This is a genomic window from Streptomyces sp. NPDC024698, from assembly GCF_055559015.1.
Map to the genome: position 1 here is coordinate 1 of NZ_JBVHLK010000017.1, position 17,595 is coordinate 17,595.

Annotated in this window: 17 protein-coding genes; 8 read left to right on the forward strand and 9 right to left on the reverse strand. The window is 70.3% G+C overall.

The genetic code is table 11. The features are described 5' to 3' along the window. Positions 1 to 365: 365 nt before the first annotated feature. Positions 366 to 1,007, reverse strand: a complete 642-nt coding sequence (locus ACZ4AA_RS28720; protein ID WP_467609174.1) for a DNA-3-methyladenine glycosylase — start codon at positions 1,005 to 1,007, stop codon at positions 366 to 368. A gap of 211 nt (positions 1,008 to 1,218) precedes the next feature. Here ACZ4AA_RS28720 and ACZ4AA_RS28725 point away from each other — a divergent pair, with 211 nt between their 5' ends. The 3 genes from ACZ4AA_RS28725 to ACZ4AA_RS28735 all read left to right on the forward strand — a co-directional run bounded on the left by ACZ4AA_RS28725 (position 1,219) and on the right by ACZ4AA_RS28735 (position 3,235). Then, on the forward strand, positions 1,219 to 2,004 hold the full coding sequence (locus ACZ4AA_RS28725) for a sporulation protein (RefSeq protein ID WP_467609176.1): 786 nt from the start codon (positions 1,219 to 1,221) through the stop codon (positions 2,002 to 2,004). 40 nt (positions 2,005 to 2,044) lie between these two features. Further along, entirely contained in the window at positions 2,045 to 2,584 is a 540-nt protein-coding gene (locus ACZ4AA_RS28730) for a YbhB/YbcL family Raf kinase inhibitor-like protein (protein ID WP_467609178.1), read from the forward strand. A gap of 144 nt (positions 2,585 to 2,728) precedes the next feature. Continuing rightward, entirely contained in the window at positions 2,729 to 3,235 is a 507-nt protein-coding gene (locus ACZ4AA_RS28735; RefSeq protein ID WP_339128501.1) for an HNH endonuclease, read from the forward strand. A 65-nt stretch (positions 3,236 to 3,300) separates the two neighbouring features. Here the strand turns inward: ACZ4AA_RS28735 and ACZ4AA_RS28740 are convergent, their stop codons facing one another. The 3 genes from ACZ4AA_RS28740 to ACZ4AA_RS28750 form a co-directional block, all read right to left on the reverse strand. Continuing rightward, complete coding sequence (locus ACZ4AA_RS28740) at positions 3,301 to 4,260, reverse strand: SPFH domain-containing protein (protein WP_467609181.1); 960 nt, start codon at positions 4,258 to 4,260, stop codon at positions 3,301 to 3,303. A gap of 130 nt (positions 4,261 to 4,390) precedes the next feature. Further along, positions 4,391 to 4,825, reverse strand: a complete 435-nt coding sequence (locus tag ACZ4AA_RS28745) for an NfeD family protein (protein WP_467609183.1) — start codon at positions 4,823 to 4,825, stop codon at positions 4,391 to 4,393. Between the two features lie 96 nt (positions 4,826 to 4,921). Beyond that, positions 4,922 to 5,713: an ABC transporter ATP-binding protein gene (locus ACZ4AA_RS28750; RefSeq protein WP_467609185.1), complete on the reverse strand. Its 792-nt coding sequence runs from the start codon at positions 5,711 to 5,713 to the stop codon at positions 4,922 to 4,924. Positions 5,714 to 5,833: 120 nt separating this feature from the next. Here ACZ4AA_RS28750 and ACZ4AA_RS28755 point away from each other — a divergent pair, with 120 nt between their 5' ends. After that, on the forward strand, positions 5,834 to 6,622 hold the full coding sequence (locus tag ACZ4AA_RS28755) for a hypothetical protein (RefSeq protein ID WP_467609187.1): 789 nt from the start codon (positions 5,834 to 5,836) through the stop codon (positions 6,620 to 6,622). Positions 6,623 to 6,964: 342 nt separating this feature from the next. On the opposite strand, the gene ACZ4AA_RS28760 is transcribed toward ACZ4AA_RS28755, so the two are convergent. The 4 genes from ACZ4AA_RS28760 to ACZ4AA_RS28775 all read right to left on the reverse strand — a co-directional run bounded on the left by ACZ4AA_RS28760 (position 6,965) and on the right by ACZ4AA_RS28775 (position 9,594). Further along, the gene (locus ACZ4AA_RS28760; protein ID WP_467609189.1) at positions 6,965 to 7,204 is read right to left on the reverse strand and encodes a chaplin; all 240 of its coding nucleotides are present in this window, start codon (positions 7,202 to 7,204) and stop codon (positions 6,965 to 6,967) included. 198 nt (positions 7,205 to 7,402) lie between these two features. Beyond that, a complete protein-coding gene (locus ACZ4AA_RS28765; protein ID WP_467609191.1) occupies positions 7,403 to 7,648 on the reverse strand; it encodes a chaplin in 246 nt (81 codons plus the stop codon). Between the two features lie 145 nt (positions 7,649 to 7,793). Further along, entirely contained in the window at positions 7,794 to 8,435 is a 642-nt protein-coding gene (locus ACZ4AA_RS28770; protein ID WP_467609193.1) for a response regulator, read from the reverse strand. Next, positions 8,428 to 9,594 (reverse strand): GAF domain-containing sensor histidine kinase, encoded by a 1,167-nt coding sequence (locus ACZ4AA_RS28775; protein WP_467609195.1) that lies wholly within the window; start codon positions 9,592 to 9,594, stop codon positions 8,428 to 8,430. The genes ACZ4AA_RS28770 and ACZ4AA_RS28775 overlap by 8 nt, the downstream gene beginning before the upstream one ends. Positions 9,595 to 9,778: 184 nt before the next feature. On the opposite strand from ACZ4AA_RS28775, the gene ACZ4AA_RS28780 reads away from it, so the two are divergent. From ACZ4AA_RS28780 to ACZ4AA_RS28790, 3 genes are all read left to right on the forward strand, one after another. Continuing rightward, positions 9,779 to 10,474, forward strand: coding sequence for an SDR family NAD(P)-dependent oxidoreductase (locus ACZ4AA_RS28780; RefSeq protein ID WP_467609197.1), 696 nt, complete (start codon positions 9,779 to 9,781; stop codon positions 10,472 to 10,474). Then, positions 10,471 to 11,598: an S-adenosylmethionine:tRNA ribosyltransferase-isomerase gene (locus ACZ4AA_RS28785; protein WP_467609199.1), complete on the forward strand. Its 1,128-nt coding sequence runs from the start codon at positions 10,471 to 10,473 to the stop codon at positions 11,596 to 11,598. The genes ACZ4AA_RS28780 and ACZ4AA_RS28785 overlap by 4 nt, the downstream gene beginning before the upstream one ends. A 290-nt stretch (positions 11,599 to 11,888) precedes the next feature. After that, complete coding sequence (locus tag ACZ4AA_RS28790; RefSeq protein WP_467609201.1) at positions 11,889 to 12,647, forward strand: transglycosylase SLT domain-containing protein; 759 nt, start codon at positions 11,889 to 11,891, stop codon at positions 12,645 to 12,647. A gap of 82 nt (positions 12,648 to 12,729) precedes the next feature. Here the strand turns inward: ACZ4AA_RS28790 and ACZ4AA_RS28795 are convergent, their stop codons facing one another. Continuing rightward, positions 12,730 to 15,210, reverse strand: coding sequence for an ABC transporter ATP-binding protein/permease (locus ACZ4AA_RS28795; RefSeq protein WP_467609203.1), 2,481 nt, complete (start codon positions 15,208 to 15,210; stop codon positions 12,730 to 12,732). 239 nt (positions 15,211 to 15,449) lie between these two features. Between ACZ4AA_RS28795 and ACZ4AA_RS28800 the strand changes: the two genes are divergently transcribed. Beyond that, positions 15,450 to 17,183, forward strand: a complete 1,734-nt coding sequence (locus ACZ4AA_RS28800) for a streptophobe family protein (protein WP_467609205.1) — start codon at positions 15,450 to 15,452, stop codon at positions 17,181 to 17,183. Positions 17,184 to 17,595 lie beyond the last annotated feature (412 nt).

Sequence of the window (17,595 nt, forward strand, 5' to 3'; positions counted from 1 at the left end):
GAGTTCTCAAGGAACGGACGCTTCCTTTGTACTCACCCTCTCGGGCTTTCCTCCGGGCGCTTCCCTTCGGTCTTGCGTTTCCGACTCTATCAGACTCTTTCGGGCCTGACTCCCAGTCAGCGGGTTTGTCTTCCGGCCTTTTGGCGCTTTCGCGTTTCCGGCCTTTCGACATTCACTACGTTAGCCGATTCCCTCGGCGACTCATAATCGAGTTCCGCGGGTTCGAATTCAGACGTGCGGACACGCCGAATAGACCCCCGCTGCGGGGAAGTCGTAGGTAGTGGGTTGGCCGCTCTCGGCTGCTGGCTGAACGCCGTAACCGGTTCAAGCGGCTCGGGCTACATTACGGATCCCCCACAGGCGCGTCAAGTTGAACGGCGGCGTGGCGCGTGAGGTCTATAAGGACTCACGGTCGGATCGTCGCCGATCCAGAAACGCCACGGGTGGACGCCTCCGTCGCCGGACACTCCAGTACGCGGACCGTTGCGTACCTGGTCGGAGGGCGCGGGGGTACCCCTCAGCAGGGTCAGGGGCGACCCCTCGGGTCCACAGGCGTCCGCGCCGTCGAGCGAGCGGTCCACCCCCAGGGCGGTCGCGAGGCGCGCCGGTCCTTTGGCCAGTTCCTTGTCGTATCGGGCCGAGAGTCGACGTTTGCGAGCGAGATCCGCGCCCTCGACGACCTCGCCGGCCCGCAGCAGCACCCCACTGGGCCTGCCCTCCGGTCCGCACACCAGATTCATGCAGAACCACATGCCGTAGGTGAAGTAGACGTACACATGACCGGGCGGGCCGAACATGACGCCGTTGCGGGCCGTGCGGCCGCGGTACGCGTGCGAGCCGGGGTCGTTCGGACCGTCGTAGGCCTCGACCTCCGTCAGACGCAGTTCGATCGGACCGTCCGGGGTGAGACGCACGAGGACGCGACCCAGCAGATCGGGGGCGACCTCCAGAACAGGGCGGTCGAAGAAGTCCCGGGTCAGGGGCGTACGGTCAGGGGCCGCGATCATGGCGTACGAGCGTAGTCCCTCCTCCCACGCCGCGGAGTCCGGAGCGGTTCGGAGCGGTACGGACGGATACCTGTCCGCGGGGTGGTCAGGGGTCCTCGCTCTTGTAAGGGTGAGGGCGCGGAACCGGTCGGGGCCGGATCGCGTTTGTAGGGATCAAGGGATCCATACAGCCAGAGGACGAACAGGCATCGCCTGGGGAGGAAGTGACGACATGGGGTTCAAGCGGCTGCTTGCGAGCTTGGGGGCCGGCGGGGCTTCGGTCGAGACGGTGCTGACCGAGGCCAACACCGTTCCGGGCGGCGTCGTCCAGGGTGAGGTGCGGATCCAGGGTGGCTCGGTCGACCAGGCGATCGAGGGACTGTCGGTCGGCCTTCAGGCCAAGGTCGAGGTCGAGGGCCACGACGACCAGGAGTACAAGCAGAACATCGAGTTCACGAAGCTGCGGCTCGGCGGGGCCTTCCAGCTTCAGGCCGGTGCCGTGCACACGGTCCCGTTCGGTCTTGAGGTTCCGTGGGAGACGCCGATCACCATGATCGACGGGCAGAGCCTGCGCGGGATGAACATCGGTGTCACCACCGAGCTTCAGATCGCCCGCGCCATCGACCCCGGTGACCTCGACCCGGTCAACGTGCACCCGATGCCGGCGCAGAAGGCGATTCTCGACGCCTTCATCCAGCTGGGCTTCCGCTTCAAGAACGCGGACATGGAGAAGGGGCACATCCGCAACACCCGTCAGCGGCTGCCGTTCTACCAGGAGATCGAGTTCTACCCGCCGTCGCAGTACCGCGGGCTGAACCAGGTGGAGCTGAGCTTCGTCGCGGACGACCGCGCGATGGACGTCGTCCTGGAGATGGACAAGAAGCCGGGCCTCTTCAGCGAGGGCAGCGACTCGTACCGCTCCTTCGAGGTGGGTCTGCACGACTTCCACGGCACCGACTGGGCCGGATACCTGAACCACTGGCTGTCGGAGGTCGGCAGCAAGCGCAGCTGGTTCTAGGCTCGGACCGGACAGAGCCCGCCGTTCAGGAGGTACTGACGTGACCGAGCCCAAGAGGCCGCCGCTTCCGCACGACTTCCACCCGCCGGTGCCGGCGTTCACGCTCACCAGTGAGGATGTCGCGCCGGGCGCGGTGCTGAAGGACGAGCAGGTCCACGCGGCCGGGAACACCTCGCCGCAGCTGAGCTGGGAAGGTTTTCCGCCGGAGACCAAGAGCTTCGCCGTGACGTGCTTCGATCCGGACGCCCCGACGGGGAGCGGGTTCTGGCACTGGGTGCTGTTCGACATCCCGGTCTCGGTGACGGAGCTGCCCGCGGGTGCGGGCAGCGGCAAGTTCGAGGGCCTGCCCGACGGCGCGATCCAGGTGCGCAACGACTACGGTTCCCGGGACTTCGGCGGCGCCGCGCCTCCGCCCGGGGACCCGGCGCACCGGTACGTCTTCACGGTGTACGCCGTGGATCAGGAGAAGCTCGGTCCCGACGCGGAGGTGTCGCCCGCCGTGGTGGGCTTCAATCTGCGGTTCCACACGCTGGCGCGCGCCCAGTTGATCGGCGAATACGCCCATCCCGCCGCAGACTGACGTTCACCGAACGTTTGCCCGCCTCTGGTCATGGAAGTGATCAGGGGCGGGCATTTTTTATTGCGTTGTCCATCTCGGCGTGCCCGGCCAGAGTTGATCCCAGCCCGCCGCAGGGGGGCCGGTGCGCAAGAGGAGGTGGGCTGGATGCGGGAGACGCTGGTACTGAACGCAAGTTTCGAGCCGTTGTCGACGGTGACGTTGAACCGAGCCGTCGTTCTGGTGCTGACGGACAAGGCCGTCGTCGAGCAGGCCCACCCCGAACTGCGCATGCGCGGTGCCGCGCTGGACATACCCGTGCCGCGGGTGATCAGGCTCTGCCGGTATGTCCGGGTGCCGTTCCGAAGACAAGCGCCGTGGTCGAGGCGGGGTGTGCTGGTACGCGACAGGCACCGGTGCGCGTACTGCGGGCGCCGGGCCACGACCGTGGACCACGTCGTGCCGCGTGCGCAGGGCGGTCAGGACTCCTGGCTGAACACCGTGGCCTCCTGCGCCGAGGACAATCACCGCAAGGCCGACCGTACGCCGGAGCAGGCCCAGATGCCTCTGCTACGGCAGCCGTTCGAGCCGACGCCCGCGGACGCCATGCTGCTGGCGCTCGGTCAGGACGACTTCGACGCGCTGCCGGAGTGGCTGGCCCAGCCGGCCGCGTAGCCCGTACGACATGACGATGGGGCCCGTCTCCCGTGGAGGTGGGCCCCATCGTCGTACGGTCTGACTCAGTCGGTGATGGACGGCTTCTCGCGGCGCTCGTTGCCGTCGCCGGAGTCTCTGGAAGAACCGCGGTTGCCCGAACCTCCGCCCAGGCCACCGAAGTTGCCCATGGCCCCGCTGAGGCCCTTGAGGGCGTCGCCGATCTCGCTGGGCACGATCCAGAGCTTGTTGGCGTCGCCCTCGGCGATCTTCGGCAGCATCTGGAGGTACTGGTAGGAGAGGAGCTTCTGGTCCGGGTCTCCGGCGTGGATGGCCTCGAAGACCGTACGGACGGCCTGGGCCTCGCCCTCGGCGCGCAGGGCCGCGGCCTTGGCCTCACCCTCGGCGCGCAGGATCGCGGACTGCTTCTCGCCCTCGGCGGTGAGGATCTGGGACTGGCGGATGCCCTCCGCGGTGAGGATCGCGGCGCGCTTGTCGCGGTCGGCGCGCATCTGCTTCTCCATCGAGTCCTGGATGGAGGTGGGCGGTTCGATCGCCTTCAGCTCGACGCGGTTGACGCGGATGCCCCACTTGCCCGTGGCCTCGTCGAGGACTCCGCGCAGGGCCGCGTTGATCTCCTCGCGGGAGGTCAGGGTCCGCTCCAGGTCCATGCCGCCGATGATGTTGCGCAGCGTGGTGACGGTGAGCTGCTCGATCGCCTGGATGTAGCTGGCGACCTCGTACGTCGCGGCTCGCGCGTCGGTGACCTGGTAGTAGATGACCGTGTCGATGTTGACGACCAGGTTGTCCTGGGTGATCACCGGCTGCGGCGGGAACGGCACGACCTGCTCACGAAGGTCGATGCGGTTGCGGATCGAGTCTATGAACGGGACGACGATGTTGAGGCCGGCGTTCAGCGTCCGCGTGTAGCGGCCGAAACGCTCGACGATGGCGGCGCTGGCCTGCGGGATGACCTGGATGGTCTTGATCAGGGCGATGAAGACCAACACCACCAGAATGATCAGGACGATGATGATCGGTTCCATCGATGCTCCCCGTACCCTTCTCCACTCGGCAATTCCGAAAGATCTTATGGGTGTTGAAGATCTTGCTGGTCGAGTCTGACAGAACGGCGTCTGCCACGTGGGGCGTTCGGTTCACTTGCGTTGTACGAGGTCACATGACGATCGCCGTGGCGCCGTCGATGTCCACGACATCGACTTCCTGGCCCACTTCGTAGGCCTGTGCGCCGTCGAGGGAGCGCGCGGACCAGATCTCTCCGCCGAGTTTGATGCGTCCGGCGCCCGAACCGTCCACGCGCTCCAGGACGACGGCCTGTCTGCCCTTCAACGCCTCGATGCCGGTGGCGAGTTCGGGACGCTGGGAGCGGTGCCGGGCCGCGATGGGCCGCACGACGGCGATGAGCGCGACGGACACGACGACGAAGACGAGCACCTCGACGACGATTCCGCCGCCGAGGCCCGCGGCGACCGCAGCGGCGACGGCGCCCACGGAGAGCATGCCGAACTCCGGCATCGCGGTCACCACGAGCGGGATGCCGAGTCCGGCCGCCGCGATCAGCCACCACACCCATGCGTCGATGTCGTTCACATGGTCATGGTAGGACCGCGCTCCCCCGGCGGACAGGGCGCGCGATCAAGTCGGGTACGCCAGGAGACGGGGGTGCGTCCGCGTGTCGTGCGGGTTTCAGGCCATCGGCAGACCCTGCGCGGTCCAGCGCTCGCCGACCTGCTCGACGACGAGGGGCAGACCGAAGCAGAGCGAGAGGTTGCGCGAGGTGAGTTCGAGCTCCAGCGGACCGGCGGCGAGCACCTTGCCCTGACGGATCATCAGGACGTGGGTGAAGCCGGGGGCGATCTCCTCGACATGGTGCGTGACCATGATCATGGAGGGCGCGATCGGGTCGCGGGCGAGGCGGCCGAGGCGGCGTACGAGGTCCTCACGGCCGCCGAGGTCCAGGCCCGCCGCGGGCTCGTCGAGGAGCAGCAGTTCGGGGTCGGTCATCAGCGCGCGGGCGATCAGGGTGCGCTTGCGCTCGCCCTCGGAGAGGGTGCCGAACCTGCGGTCCAGGTAGTCGCTCATGCCGAGGCGGTCGAGGAAGGCGCGGGCGCGCTGCTCGTCGATGTCCTCGTAGTCCTCGTGCCAGCCGGCGGTCATGCCGTACGCGGCGGTGAGGACCGTCTGGAGGACCGTCTGGCGCTTGGGGAGCTTCTCGGCCATGGCGATACCGGCGATGCCGATGCGGGGGCGGAGCTCGAAGACGTCGACCTGGCCGAGGTGCTCACCGAGGATGGAGGCCGTGCCCGTACTGGGGAAGAGGTAGCTGGAGGCGACGTTCAGGAGGGTTGTCTTCCCGGCGCCGTTGGGGCCGAGGATGACCCAGCGCTCCCCCTCCTTGACCGACCAGGAGACCTGGTCCACCAGAGCCCGGCCCTCGCGGACCACGGATACGTCCACCAGTTCCAGTACATCGCTCATGAGCGCGTTGTCTCCCATTGCATCTCGGCCGTCGCTTACGTCTGTGGACGAAGCCCCCAGGGAAAACCTACGCCACCGGTCGGGCGCACCGACCCATCGGCTGGTCCTTAGGGTGGGGGCATGCTCTCGGAACCACGCTCAGGACAGCTGGCCTCTTGGGGAAATGCCCTATTGGCCGGACTTGTTTCTCCGGACGACGCCGTGCTCGCCATCGTCGGGGACGACGCGGTGCACCGGGTCGAGGGGCTGCCCGGCGAGTCCGGGCCCGTCGGGCTCACGCTCGCCCTCGGCCGGCTGCGCAGACTCGGGGTGACCGGGCTGCGGGTCGCGCTGCCCGCGCCCGGCCATCCGCTCGGGCTCAGCGGGCCGCCCGAGTTCAACGCGCGCGCCCTCGACGCCGAGGAGGCCGTGGTGTGCCACGGCTCCGCGCTCGGGCTCGTGCCCGAGGTGTACGAGGCCGGGCCCGCCGGTGATGTCCATGTCGAGGTGGTCTGGCACTGCCTCGCCGTGCGGGAGGCGCCGCCCGCCGATGTGCCCTCGCTCGGAGAGGCCGAGCGGGAGCTGGCGGAGGCGCTGCGCGAGGCGACGGAGGTGCTGTCGCGGCTGGACGTGGCCGGGTCGGGGCCGGTCGCCGCGGCGGCGATCGACGCGTACCGGGCGCGGGCGGAGCGGGGGCGCGAGGTGCTGGCGCCCGGGTACCCGCCGCGCGCCGTCCGGGTGCTGGAGCTGGCTCAGCGGGTCGGGATGCTGGTGTCGGTGGCGTACGAGAGCGGGCACGGCGGCGCGGTGAGCGCGTCGGAGATGGGTGCTCGGGCCGAGGCGCTGCGGCCGGTGGAGCGGACGGCTCGGCGGGCGCAGGTGGCGGCGTACAACGCCTTCGTGGAGGAGCGGGAGCGGGGTGTGCGCTGAGCTCGCCTCTGGCGTTTCGCGGCTGCGGCGGCGGGTGCGGTTCGGTGGGTGGGTCGGGGCCGTGCCGGTGCATCAGCCCGTCGCCGTTGAATGAGGGGTGACCGTCGGTGGCGACGGGCATCGATGTACCGGCACGTCCCCTCACGCGCGTACCCGGCTGCGGGTACATCGCGGTGGCGGCCGTCCCGAACGATTCAGCCCCGGAAAGATTCAGCCCCTCCGGCGATTGAGGAGCGGGGGTCCGGGGGCGGCGCCCCAGGGGTGGGGCGGCGCATGGGGCTCGGGTATGCGGAAGGGCCCCGCGAAACGTTTCCGTTTGCGGGGCCCTTCGGGTGGCGTGGCTCAGCCGTTGACGCCCGCGTTGCCGAACGCCGGGTTCAGGAGGCCGACGACGTTGATGGAGTTGCCCACCACGTTGACGGGGACGTGGACGGGGAGCTGGATGACGTTGCCGGAGACGACGCCCGGCGAGTGCGCGGCGGCGCCCTCGGCACCCGCGTCGGCGACAGCAGCACCCGCACCAGCGCCCGCGGCGATTCCGGCGACGGTGACGGCCAGGGCGGCCTTCTTGGCGATGTTCATGGGAAGCGTTCCTCCTGCGTGTACGGATCCGACCCTGCCGCGGGTCGTACGCTGAGCAACGCCCCGGAGCCGGGGACGGCACGGGCAGGCGGTACGGATTGCCCCGTCCGGTTCAGTCCACGGATGAGCCGACAAGCCGACCGGCCCCCCAGGTACTCCCTGGAAGGCCGGTGGCCGTGACCGCCGAGGCGGGGAACCTCAGTGGTTGAGGCCGAGGTTGCCGAAGGCCGGGTTCAGGGCGCCGATGACGTTCACGCTGTTGCCGACGACGTTCACCGGGATGTCGACCGGGGCCTGGACGAGGTTGCCGGAGACGACGCCCGGGGAGCCCACGGCCTTGCCGGCCGCCGACGCGCCGTCCGCCGCCGAGGCCATACCCGTACCGGCGGCGACCAGGCCGCCCGCCACCATCGCGACAGCCGTGAACTTCTTCAGGTTCTTCACTTGCGAAACCCCTCCTGGTGAACACCGCGGCGGATCGTCGCGGCGCACTGGAGAACGGCCGGGCCCCACGGAGGATGCGCCATCCGGGTGACATACACACGACGGTATGAATCTCATCCCGGAGCGGGACCTTCCGGGTTGACGGTCAGTCCGCGATCCCGTGCCGTACGGCCCACAGGGCGGCCTGGGTGCGGTCGGCGACGTCGAGCTTCATCAGGATGTTCGAGACGTGGGTCTTCACCGTCTTCTCGGAGAGGACGAGGGCGCGGGCGATCTCCCGGTTGGACCGTCCGTCGGCGATCAGGCCGAGCACCTCGCGCTCCCGCTCGGTGAGCGAAACACCCCGCCCTTGGACGGAGTTGACCTCCTCCTGGGACAACAGGGCGTTGGCGACCTCGGGTTGCAGGACGACGTGCCCCGCGTGGACGGAGCGGATGGCCCCGGCGAGCGCGTCGGGGTCCACGTCCTTGTACACGTACCCGGCGGCGCCCGCGCGCAGGGCCGGCACCACCGTGCGCTGCTCGGTGAAGCTGGTGACGATCAGCACCCGCGCGGGGTTGGCGAGTTCGCGGAGCTTGCGCAGCGCTTCGACGCCGTCCATTCCCGGCATCTTGACGTCCATGAGGACGATGTCGGGTCTGAGCTCCTCGGCGCGCGTGACGCCCTCCGCCCCGTCGGACGCCTCCCCGACGACCTCGATGTCGTCCTGTACTTCGAGGAAGGTGCGCAGTCCCCGGCGGACGACCTGGTGGTCGTCGACGAGCAGCACCTTGATTGCGTCAGCCACCAGGGACCTCCATCTCGATCACGGTGCCCTTTCCGGGCGCCGACTCCACGGTGAGTGTGCCGCCGACCCCGCTCGCCCGGTCCCGCATCGACACCAGGCCGAGATGGCGGCCGGCGCTGCGTATCGCGGTGGGGTCGAAGCCGCTGCCGTCGTCGCGGACGTGCAGGACGGCGCCGGGGCCGCGCCGGTCCAGGGTGACGTCGACGCTGGTGGCGCCGGAGTGCCGCAGCGCGTTGTGCAGGGCTTCCTGGGAGACCCGCAGGACGGCCTCCTCCTGGGAGGCGGGCAGTGCTCGTACACCGTGGCTGGAGAAGGTCACGCGCGCGGTGTGGGCGCGGTCGAGGACCTGGATCTGGGTGCGCAGGGTGGCGACGAGGCCGTCCTCGTCGAGGGCGGCGGGGCGCAACTCGACGACGGCGGCGCGCAGTTCCTCGGTGGCCTCCGCGGCGAGCGCGGCCACGTGCTGGAGTTCGCCCTTGGCGCGGGAGGGGTCGCGGTCGACCAGGGTGGCGGCGGCCTGTGCGGTCAGACGCAGGGAGAACAGCTTCTGGCTGACGGCGTCGTGCAGTTCGTGCGCGAGCCTGGAGCGCTCCTCGGCGATGGTGAGCTCGCGGCTCCGTTCGTAGAGCCGGGCGTTGGTCAGGGCGATCGCCGCGTGCTGGGCGAGGATGGTGAGGAGTTCCTCGTCGTCCTCGGTGAAGCCGCAGCGGTCCTCCGGCCGGGAGCACGGCGGTGCCCCCTCGGGCCGCATCTTGTTCGCGAGGAAGAGCGCGCCGATGATCTCGTCGCCGTCGCGGATGGGCAGGCCGAGGAAGTCGGACATGTCGGGGTGGGCTGCGGGCCAGCCCTCGAAGCGGGGGTCCTCGCGCACGTCGGCCAGGCGCTCGGGGCGGGCCTCGCGGAGCATCGCGGCGAGGATGCCGTGCTGGCGCGGGAGCGGTCCGATGGCCTTCCACTGCGCGTCGCTGATCCCGTCGACGACGAACTGGGCGAAGCCGCCGTGGTCGTCGGGCACCCCGAGAGCCGCGTACTGCGCGTCGAGCAGCTCGCGGGCCGAGGCGACGATCGTCTTGAGGACGTCGCGCACTTCGAGATGCCTGCTCATGGCCAGCAGCGCGGAGCTCACCGCGTACAGGCCCGACCGGGGTCCGTGACTCATGAACCCAAACTACCGGCGGGGTGTGACAGCGCGTATCGGACCGGTGGCCTCGTCCACCGGGTCGTCGGACCTAGGCCGAAGGGCCCCTGATCATTGCGGCCCGCGTACGAGGCGCCCGGACGGGCTTCGTTCCTACCGTGAGGGCACCCGCCGGGAAGGCGGGTGGACCGAGGGGACGGATGTCATGCCGGTAGCGATCATCACGGGAGCGTCGAAAGGACTGGGGAGGGCGCTCGGCGCGGCTCTGGCCGGGCGCGGCTGGGATCTGGTGCTCGACGCGAGGACCCCGGGGGCGCTGGAGGAGACGGCGCGGGCGCTCACCTCGTACGGGACGCGGGTGGTGGCGTTGCCCGGGGATGTGACGGATGCCGGCCACCGTGCGGAGCTGGTGGCGGCGGCCCGGAAGCTGGGCGGTGTCGACCTGCTCGTGAACAACGCGAGCGCGTTGGGGGCGGAGCCGCTGGTGCGTCTTGAGGAGCTGGATCTGGAGGGGCTGCGGCGGGCGCTGGAGGTCAACGTGGTCGCCGCGCTGGGTCTGGTCCAGGAGGCGCTGCCGCTGCTGCGGGCGGCGGTGGCGGGCGCGGTCGTCTGTGTCAGTTCGGATGCGGCGGCCGAGGCGTACGAGACCTGGGGCGGCTACGGGGCTTCCAAGGCGGCGCTCGACCAGCTCGCGGCGGTGCTCGGTGAGGAGGAACCCGGGCTGCGGGTGTGGGCGGTGGACCCGGGGGACATGGGCACCGACCTCTATACGGCGGCGGTGCCGGACGACGACGCTCCGCGGCCGGAGCCGGACCGTGTGGTGCCGGCCTTCCTGCGGCTGCTCGACGAGCGGCCTGCCAGTGGGCGCTACGCGGCTTCGGACCTGCTGGAGGAGCGGTGACGACGGTGCCGGGGGTGGCCCGGGAGGGGCGCGGCCGGGAGTGGGGAAGCGTTCCGGAGGAGTTGTCGGCGCGGGTGCCCGCGGAGCAGCGCGGTCCCGGGCGTGACCGGGATTCCGTACGGCTGCTGGTGTCGCGCGGCGTCGAGGTGTCGCATCACGCGTTCGTGGAGCTGCCGCGGCTGCTGCGGGCCGGGGATCTGCTGGTCGTCAACACCTCGGCCACGCTGGCGGCGGCCGTGGACGGGCGGATCGGGTCCGCGCGCGTGGTGGTGCACTTCTCCACGCGCGGTGACGACGGCCGGTGGGCGGTCGAGCTGCGGGAGCCCGACGGGCGCGGGACCACACGCGCGCGGGCGGGCGGGCCCGCGGGAACAGAGGTGTGCCTGCCCGGGGACGTACGTCTCGTCCTGGAGGAGCCGCTGACCGCGCGGGGGCGGCGGCTGTGGTGGGGGCGCGTCGCGGACGCGGACGTGCTGGGGCTGCTGCGGCGGCACGGGCGGCCCATCCGCTACTCCTACACGGACCGGGACCAGCCGCTGTCCGTGTACCAGACGGTGTTCGCGCTGCCGTCGCAGGACGGGGCGGGGAGCGCGGAGATGCCGAGTGCGGCGCGTCCCTTCACCTCGCGCCTGGTGGCGGAGCTGGTGAGCCGGGGTGTGCAGTTCGCGCCGGTCACGCTGCACACGGGGGTCGCCTCGGCGGAGGCGCACGAGCCGCCGTATCCGGAGCGGTACGAGGTTCCGGCGGTGTCGGCCCGGCTGATCAACGCGGCGCGGGCCGGCGGGGGCCGGATCATCGCGGTCGGTACGACGGCGGTGCGGGCCGTGGAGTCCGCGACCGGGGAGGACGGGCTGGTCCGGGCGGCGAAGGGGTGGACCGGTCTGGTGGTGACTCCGGAGCGTGGGGTGCGGGCGGTCGACGGGCTGCTGACCGGGCTGCACGAGCCGGAGGCCTCGCATCTGCTGATGCTGGAGGCGATCGCGGGGGGAGCGGCGATCGACCGGGGCTACGCCGAGGCGCTGCGCAGGCGCTATCTCTGGCACGAGTTCGGCGACGTGCACCTCATCCTCCCCGGGAACGGGCCTCACTCAGAGCATTGCGCCAGCAACTCCGCGTCAGAATGATCGATGGGCCCTGTGAGCCCGCGCATAGGGTCCAGGTCACGTACGAAGACGCATAGGAGATAAAAGGGACAAGGTGACCAGGGAAGACGTGCCAGTCTGCCCCGATTTGCACCTTCTGCGTCCACTACCTGGCTTCGTAGGTCACACCTTTGCCAGGGCATTTTGCGACCGCTAAGAATTGCTCATGTCGCTCAGCGCCTCGGGTTCTCCCCCGGAGCGTTTGTTCCGGAAACACAGTCCCCGACCGGGACGAAGAGCGACCTCCGCGCTATTCGAAGAGGTCTTCAGTCATGCTTAAGAACATTGCTGCTCGTCGTTCCAGTACGAAGCTCACCAAGCTCCACAAGTACTCGGTGGCCGGTGTCGCCACCCTCGGTGCCGCCACCCTCGCGTTCTCCCTGGCGCCGTCCGGCTCCCACACCACCACCGACGCCGCCGCCCCCACGGCGCCGGTCGCCTACAGCGGACAGCAGATCAAGGGCGTCGAGGCCGCCGTCGCCGGCACCAGCGGTGCCGAGCTGAAGGCGCAGACCATAGCCGCCCAGCACAAGGCGGCGGACTCCGCGACCGCGGCGAAGAAGAAGGCCGCCGCAGCCGCCGCAGCCAAGAAGAAGGCCGCCGCCCAGGCCGCCGCGAAGAAGAAGGCCGCCGCGGCGCGTGCCAAGGCCGCCGCCGCGAGCCGCTCCACGCACCGCATCAAGTTGCAGACGGTCGCCGCCAAGACGTACGCCAACAACCTCGACGGCTGGATCCGCCAGTCCCTCGACATCATGAAGTCGAAGGGCATCCCCGGCTCCTACGAGGGTCTGCACCGCAACATCCTTCGTGAGTCCTCGGGCAACCCGATGGCCATCAACGACTGGGACATCAACGCCATCAACGGCATCCCCTCGAAGGGCCTGCTCCAGGTCATCCCGCCGACGTTCAAGGCGTACCACGTGGCCGGCACCTCGTGGGACATCTACAACCCGGTCGCCAACATCACCGCCGCCGCCAACTACGCGGCCGACAAGTACGGTTCAATGGACAACGTGAACAGCGCGTACTGAGGACTCAGCGCGGAGTTCCCACACAGACGCCGAAGGGCGGCACCCCGGTCGGGGGTGCCGCCCTCGCGTCGTTCCCGGGCGTCTACTTGCGCATGACCTCGGGCTCGTGGCGGCGCAGGAAGCGGGCCACGAAGAAGCCGCAGACCACACCGAGGACGACCAGCGCGATCATGTCGAGGGTCCAGGCCCCGGCCGTGTGGTTCCACAGCGGGTCCGTGCTCGTCGGATCGTCCTGGTTCGGGAAGATGTTGTTCAGGTCCAGCGTGGCCCCCGACGCGGCCACCGCCCAGCGGGCCGGCATCAGGTACGAGAACTGGTTGACGCCCACCGTCCCGTTCAGGATGAACAGACAGCCCGTGAAGACCACCTGGACGATCGCGAACATGACCAGCAGCGGCATGGTCTTCTCCGCCGTCTTCACCAGCGACGAGATGATCAGGCCGAACATCATCGACACGAAGCCCAGCGCCATGATCGGCAGTGTGAGCTCGACCTTGGGCAGGCTCTTGAGGATCAGCCCCTGGGCCGGGACCTCGCGACTGCCGAAGCCGATCGCGCCGACCAGCGCGCCCTGGAGCATGGTGATCACGCCGAGCACGATCACCTTGGACATCAGGTACGCCGAGCGCGACAGGCCCGTGGCCCGTTCCCGCTCGTAGATCACCCGCTCCTTGATCAGCTCACGGACCGAGTTGGCGGCGCCCGCGAAGCACGCGCCGACCGCGAGGATCAGCAGCACGGTCGTGGCGGTGCCGTTCGCCACATGGGCGCCCGACGGCAGAATCTTCGCGTTGACCAGCAGTGTCTTGCCGTTGTCGATCAGCAGGCTGACCGAGCCCAGGACCGCGGGCAGGATCACCGTCAGGGCCAGGAAGCCCTTGTCCGAGACGATCACCGAGACATAGCGGCGCATCAGCGTCATCAGCTGGGAGCCCCAGCCCTGCGGCTTCGGCGGCTTCATCGCGTGCGCCGACGGCATCTGCGTCGACTGCGGAGCCACCGCGTCGATGTCCGCCGCGTACATCTGGTAGTGCTGCGAGCCCTTCCAGCGGCCCGCCCAGTCGTAGTCGCGGTAGTTCTCGAACGCGGAGAACACATCGGCCCAGGTCTCGTAGCCGAAGAAGTTCAGCGCCTCCTCCGGCGGACCGAAGTAGGCGACCGAACCGCCCGGCGCCATCACGAGGAGCTTGTCGCAGATCGCGAGCTCGGCCACCGAGTGCGTGACGACGAGCACGGTGCGGCCGTCGTCGGCGAGGCCGCGCAGCAGCTGCATGACGTCACGGTCCATACCCGGGTCGAGACCCGAGGTCGGCTCGTCCAGGAAGATCAGCGACGGCTTGGTGAGCAGCTCCAGAGCCACCGAGACCCGCTTGCGCTGGCCACCGGAGAGAGAGGTGACCTTCTTCTCCTTGTGGATGTCCAGCTTCAGCTCGCGCAGCACCTCGTCTATGCGCGCCTCGCGCTCCGCGCCCGTGGTGTCGGCGGGGAAGCGCAGCTTGGCCGCGTACTTGAGGGCCTTCTTGACGGTCAGTTCCTTGTGCAGGATGTCGTCCTGCGGGACCAGACCGATGCGCTGGCGCAGCTCGGCGAACTGCTTGTACAGGTTCCGGTTGTCGTAGAGGACGTCGCCCTGGTTGGCGGGGCGGTAGCCCGTGAGCGCCTTCAGGAGCGTCGACTTGCCGGAACCCGACGGGCCGATGACCGCCACGAGCGACTTCTCGGGCACACCGAAGGAGACGTCCTTGAGGATCTGCTTGCCGCCGTCGACGGTGACCGTCAGATGGCGGGCCGAGAAGGAGACCTCACCGGTGTCGACGAACTCCTCGAGCCGGTCGCCGACCAGGCGGAACGTCGAGTGGCCGACGCCGACGATGTCGTGCGGGCCGAGCAGCGCGGAGCCGCCCTTGGCGATCGGCATACCGTTGACGTACGTGCCGTTGTGCGAGCCCAGATCGCGGATCTCGAAGCGGCCGTCCGGCGTCGCGTGGAACTCGGCGTGGTGGCGCGAGACCTGGAGGTCGGAGACCACCAGTTCGTTCTCCAGCGCACGGCCGATCCGCATCACGCGGCCCAGCGAGAACTGGTGGAACGTCGTCGGGCTGCGGTCGCCGTAGACCGGCGGTGCCCCCGCGCCGCCACCGGCTCCCTGCTGCTGCGGGATGCCTCCCGCCTGCTGCGCGTTCTGCGCGGGCTCCGGCGCCTGCGGTGTCGGTGTCTGGGCCCAGCCGGGGCCGGCGCCCTGCGCCGCGAAGGGCTGCGCCGCCGGGGCCGCTGCTCCTGCCACGCTCAGCCGCGGACCGTCGGTCGCGTTGCCGAGGTGCACGGCCGAACCGGGGCCGATCTCCAGCTGGTGGATCCGCTGCCCCTGTACGAACGTGCCGTTGGTGCTCCCGTGGTCGTCGATGACCCAACTGCGGCCGTTCCAGCTGATCGTGGCGTGACGCCAGGACACCCTGGCGTCATCGAGCACGATGTCCCCCTGCGGATCACGTCCGAGGGTGTGAGGCCTGGACGCGTCGAGCGTCCAGGTCCGTCCATTCAATTCCAGTACGAGTTCCGGCACTCCAGCCCCACTGAGTTGTCCCCCGAGTTTCCCCCGTCGCAGGGAGTCTAGGGATGTCGAACATCGTGGGGAACTATTTCAGTTCAGGCCCCCTGACCGAAAGTCGGGCCCTGGCGAACCAGGACAACAGGCGGGTTGTCCACAGCCGTTGACGGGGTTGAAAACGGCCCGGAGAGTGGTAATCCCCCACGAGGGGGACATGCGCGGGATCACCGCGGCGCGGATCGGGGGGTCTGGCGATGAGCGAGGGGACCACGCACCACGGCGGGAACGGCGGGCCCGTGCCCTGGGGGGATGTGCTGCTGTCCGCGATCGCCGCGGTGAGCTGGGCGTTGATCGGGATGGCGGGCACCGCCGCGCTCGGTCTGCATCTGCTCGGGGCGGACGCGACGGCCTCGCTCGGCCCCATGACCGCGGCGATGGTGGCCCTCGGAGCGGGCGGCGCGGTGACACCGTCCGGGAACGTCTCCGCGTTCGGGCTGAAGGGAGCGCAGGCGCACACCGCCATCCAGATCACACCGCTGGGAGTCGGCCTGGTCGGCGCCCTGCTGCTGTCGTGGTTCTTCCTGCGTTCGTTGCGCGGGGCGGGAGTTGTCGTGACCCCGGCGGAACTCCTCGCGCGGGCGGCATCGGTGGTCGCCCTGTTCGTGGCGACCCTGGGCGGGCTCGCCTGGGCCGGGCACGACGTCATCACGATCGACGGCGACCAACTGGGGCTCGACAAGGCCGCGGGCGGTGGCGGCGGGCTCGGCTCCATCACCGACAGACTCCCGGGCGGGCTCGGGGACCTCGGCGGGCTGCTGCCCGGCAGGATCGGGGACCTCGTGAAGGCGAAGGCGGCCGTGGGGTTCTCCGTCGACACCGCGCCGACCCTGCTCGGCGGTGCCGCGTGGGCCGCCGCGGTGCTGCTGATAGCGCTGCTGGCCTCCCGGCGTACGCCGCTGCCGCCCGGCTGGGACGCCGTGCACCGGGCGGTGCGGCCCGCCGTCTCCTCGCTCGTCGCCGTCCTGCTGGTCGCCGTCCTCGCCGGGCTCGCGGCGGCCGCGTACGCCGCGGTCGGGGACGCCCACCCGAAACGGATCGCGGGCGCGGCGCTGCTCGGCACGCCCGACGGGGTGTGGCTCGCCGTCCCCCTCGGGCTCTTCGTGCCCTTTGACGGCAAGGCCACCGGCGAGCTCGCGAAGCTGTTGCCCGACCCGCTCGACAAGCTGCTGACCGCCGACGCGTCCCGGCCCGTCACCCTCGGCCGTCTCGCCGAACTCGACGGACGCGTATGGCTGTTGGCGGTCGCCGCCGCCCTGATGATGCTGTACGCGGGCGTCCTGACGGCCGCGCGTACGCCGTTCGTACGGGGTGGGGGTGCGCTGCGGTTCGCCGGGCGCTGCGCGCTTCGGCTGGGGGTCGTCACGGCGCTGGCGCTGCCGCTGCTGGCCTGGCTGACGGAGGTGTCGGTGGACGCCTCCCTGTCCGTGTTCGGGTTCGACGCGTTCGGGGCGGGGATCGAGTTGCGGGGGCGTCTGGGGGTGGCGCTGGTGCTGGGGGCGCTGTGGGGGGCGGGGGCCGGGGGTGTGGGGGCGTTGCTGGCTTGGGCTTGTGGGGTGGCGGGGGTCAGTGAGGCGAGCGGGGGCCCTTCGGTGGCACGGGGTGACGGGGTGGGGGCGGGTTCCGGTGCGGGCTCTGGGGGATCTGGTGCGGGTTCCGGTGGGGTGGCCGGGCCGTATCGGCCTGGGGGGTCGTACCGGGCGCCGAACCCCGACACCAATCCGTATCTGAAGGTGCCGGACGCGTTGCGGGAGCCGCAGGACCGGCCGCCGGGTGATGTGTACGGGGCGCCGACCATGGTGGGGCCGATCGGTCCGTCACCGAAACCGCAGCGGAGGCCGGACGGCCCGCCGCCGCTGCCGCCTCCTCCGCCGCCGGTTCCGCCGTCGCCCGGGGAGGGACCGCCTGCTCCTCGGCGTCCTCGGCGCTGAGGGGGGCGGTCGGGATCCGGTGGGTGGGTCGGGGCCGAGCCGGTGCATCAGCCCGTCGCCGTTGGGTGAGGAGTGGGCGTCGGTGGCGACGGGCATCGATGTACCGGCACGTCCCCTCACGCGCGTACCCGGCTGCGGGTGTGACGTGGTGGCGGCCGTCCCGAACGATGCAGCCCCGGCCGGGGAAGTTTCAGCCCCTCCGGCGATTGAGGAACGGGGGTCCGGGGCGGAGCCCAGGGGTGGACCGCTCTTCGGGTTCCGGGGACCAATCCAGCCCCTCCGGCGATTGAGGAGCGGGGTCTGGGGCGGAGCCCCAGGTACGGGACGGGTAGGGGCGGAGGGGGCGAAGGAAGGTTGTGGGGGGTCCGCGGCGACCGGGGGGACCGCGGTGAGGGGCGTTCCCTCGGGCGAG

What these genes read in the sequence shown, in the direction of transcription:
- ACZ4AA_RS28720 (WP_467609174.1), bottom strand. Translation starts at nt 1,007, where the DNA reads ATGATCGCGGCCCCTGACCGTACGCCCCTGACCCGGGACTTCTTCGAC.
- ACZ4AA_RS28725 (WP_467609176.1), top strand. Translation starts at nt 1,219, where the DNA reads ATGGGGTTCAAGCGGCTGCTTGCGAGCTTGGGGGCCGGCGGGGCTTCG.
- ACZ4AA_RS28735 (WP_339128501.1), top strand. Translation starts at nt 2,729, where the DNA reads ATGCGGGAGACGCTGGTACTGAACGCAAGTTTCGAGCCGTTGTCGACG.
- ACZ4AA_RS28740 (WP_467609181.1), bottom strand. Translation starts at nt 4,260, where the DNA reads ATGGAACCGATCATCATCGTCCTGATCATTCTGGTGGTGTTGGTCTTC.
- ACZ4AA_RS28750 (WP_467609185.1), bottom strand. Translation starts at nt 5,713, where the DNA reads ATGAGCGATGTACTGGAACTGGTGGACGTATCCGTGGTCCGCGAGGGC.
- ACZ4AA_RS28755 (WP_467609187.1), top strand. Translation starts at nt 5,834, where the DNA reads ATGCTCTCGGAACCACGCTCAGGACAGCTGGCCTCTTGGGGAAATGCC.
- ACZ4AA_RS28760 (WP_467609189.1), bottom strand. Translation starts at nt 7,204, where the DNA reads ATGAACATCGCCAAGAAGGCCGCCCTGGCCGTCACCGTCGCCGGAATC.
- ACZ4AA_RS28775 (WP_467609195.1), bottom strand. Translation starts at nt 9,594, where the DNA reads ATGAGTCACGGACCCCGGTCGGGCCTGTACGCGGTGAGCTCCGCGCTG.
- ACZ4AA_RS28780 (WP_467609197.1), top strand. Translation starts at nt 9,779, where the DNA reads ATGCCGGTAGCGATCATCACGGGAGCGTCGAAAGGACTGGGGAGGGCG.
- ACZ4AA_RS28790 (WP_467609201.1), top strand. Translation starts at nt 11,889, where the DNA reads ATGCTTAAGAACATTGCTGCTCGTCGTTCCAGTACGAAGCTCACCAAG.
- ACZ4AA_RS28800 (WP_467609205.1), top strand. Translation starts at nt 15,450, where the DNA reads ATGAGCGAGGGGACCACGCACCACGGCGGGAACGGCGGGCCCGTGCCC.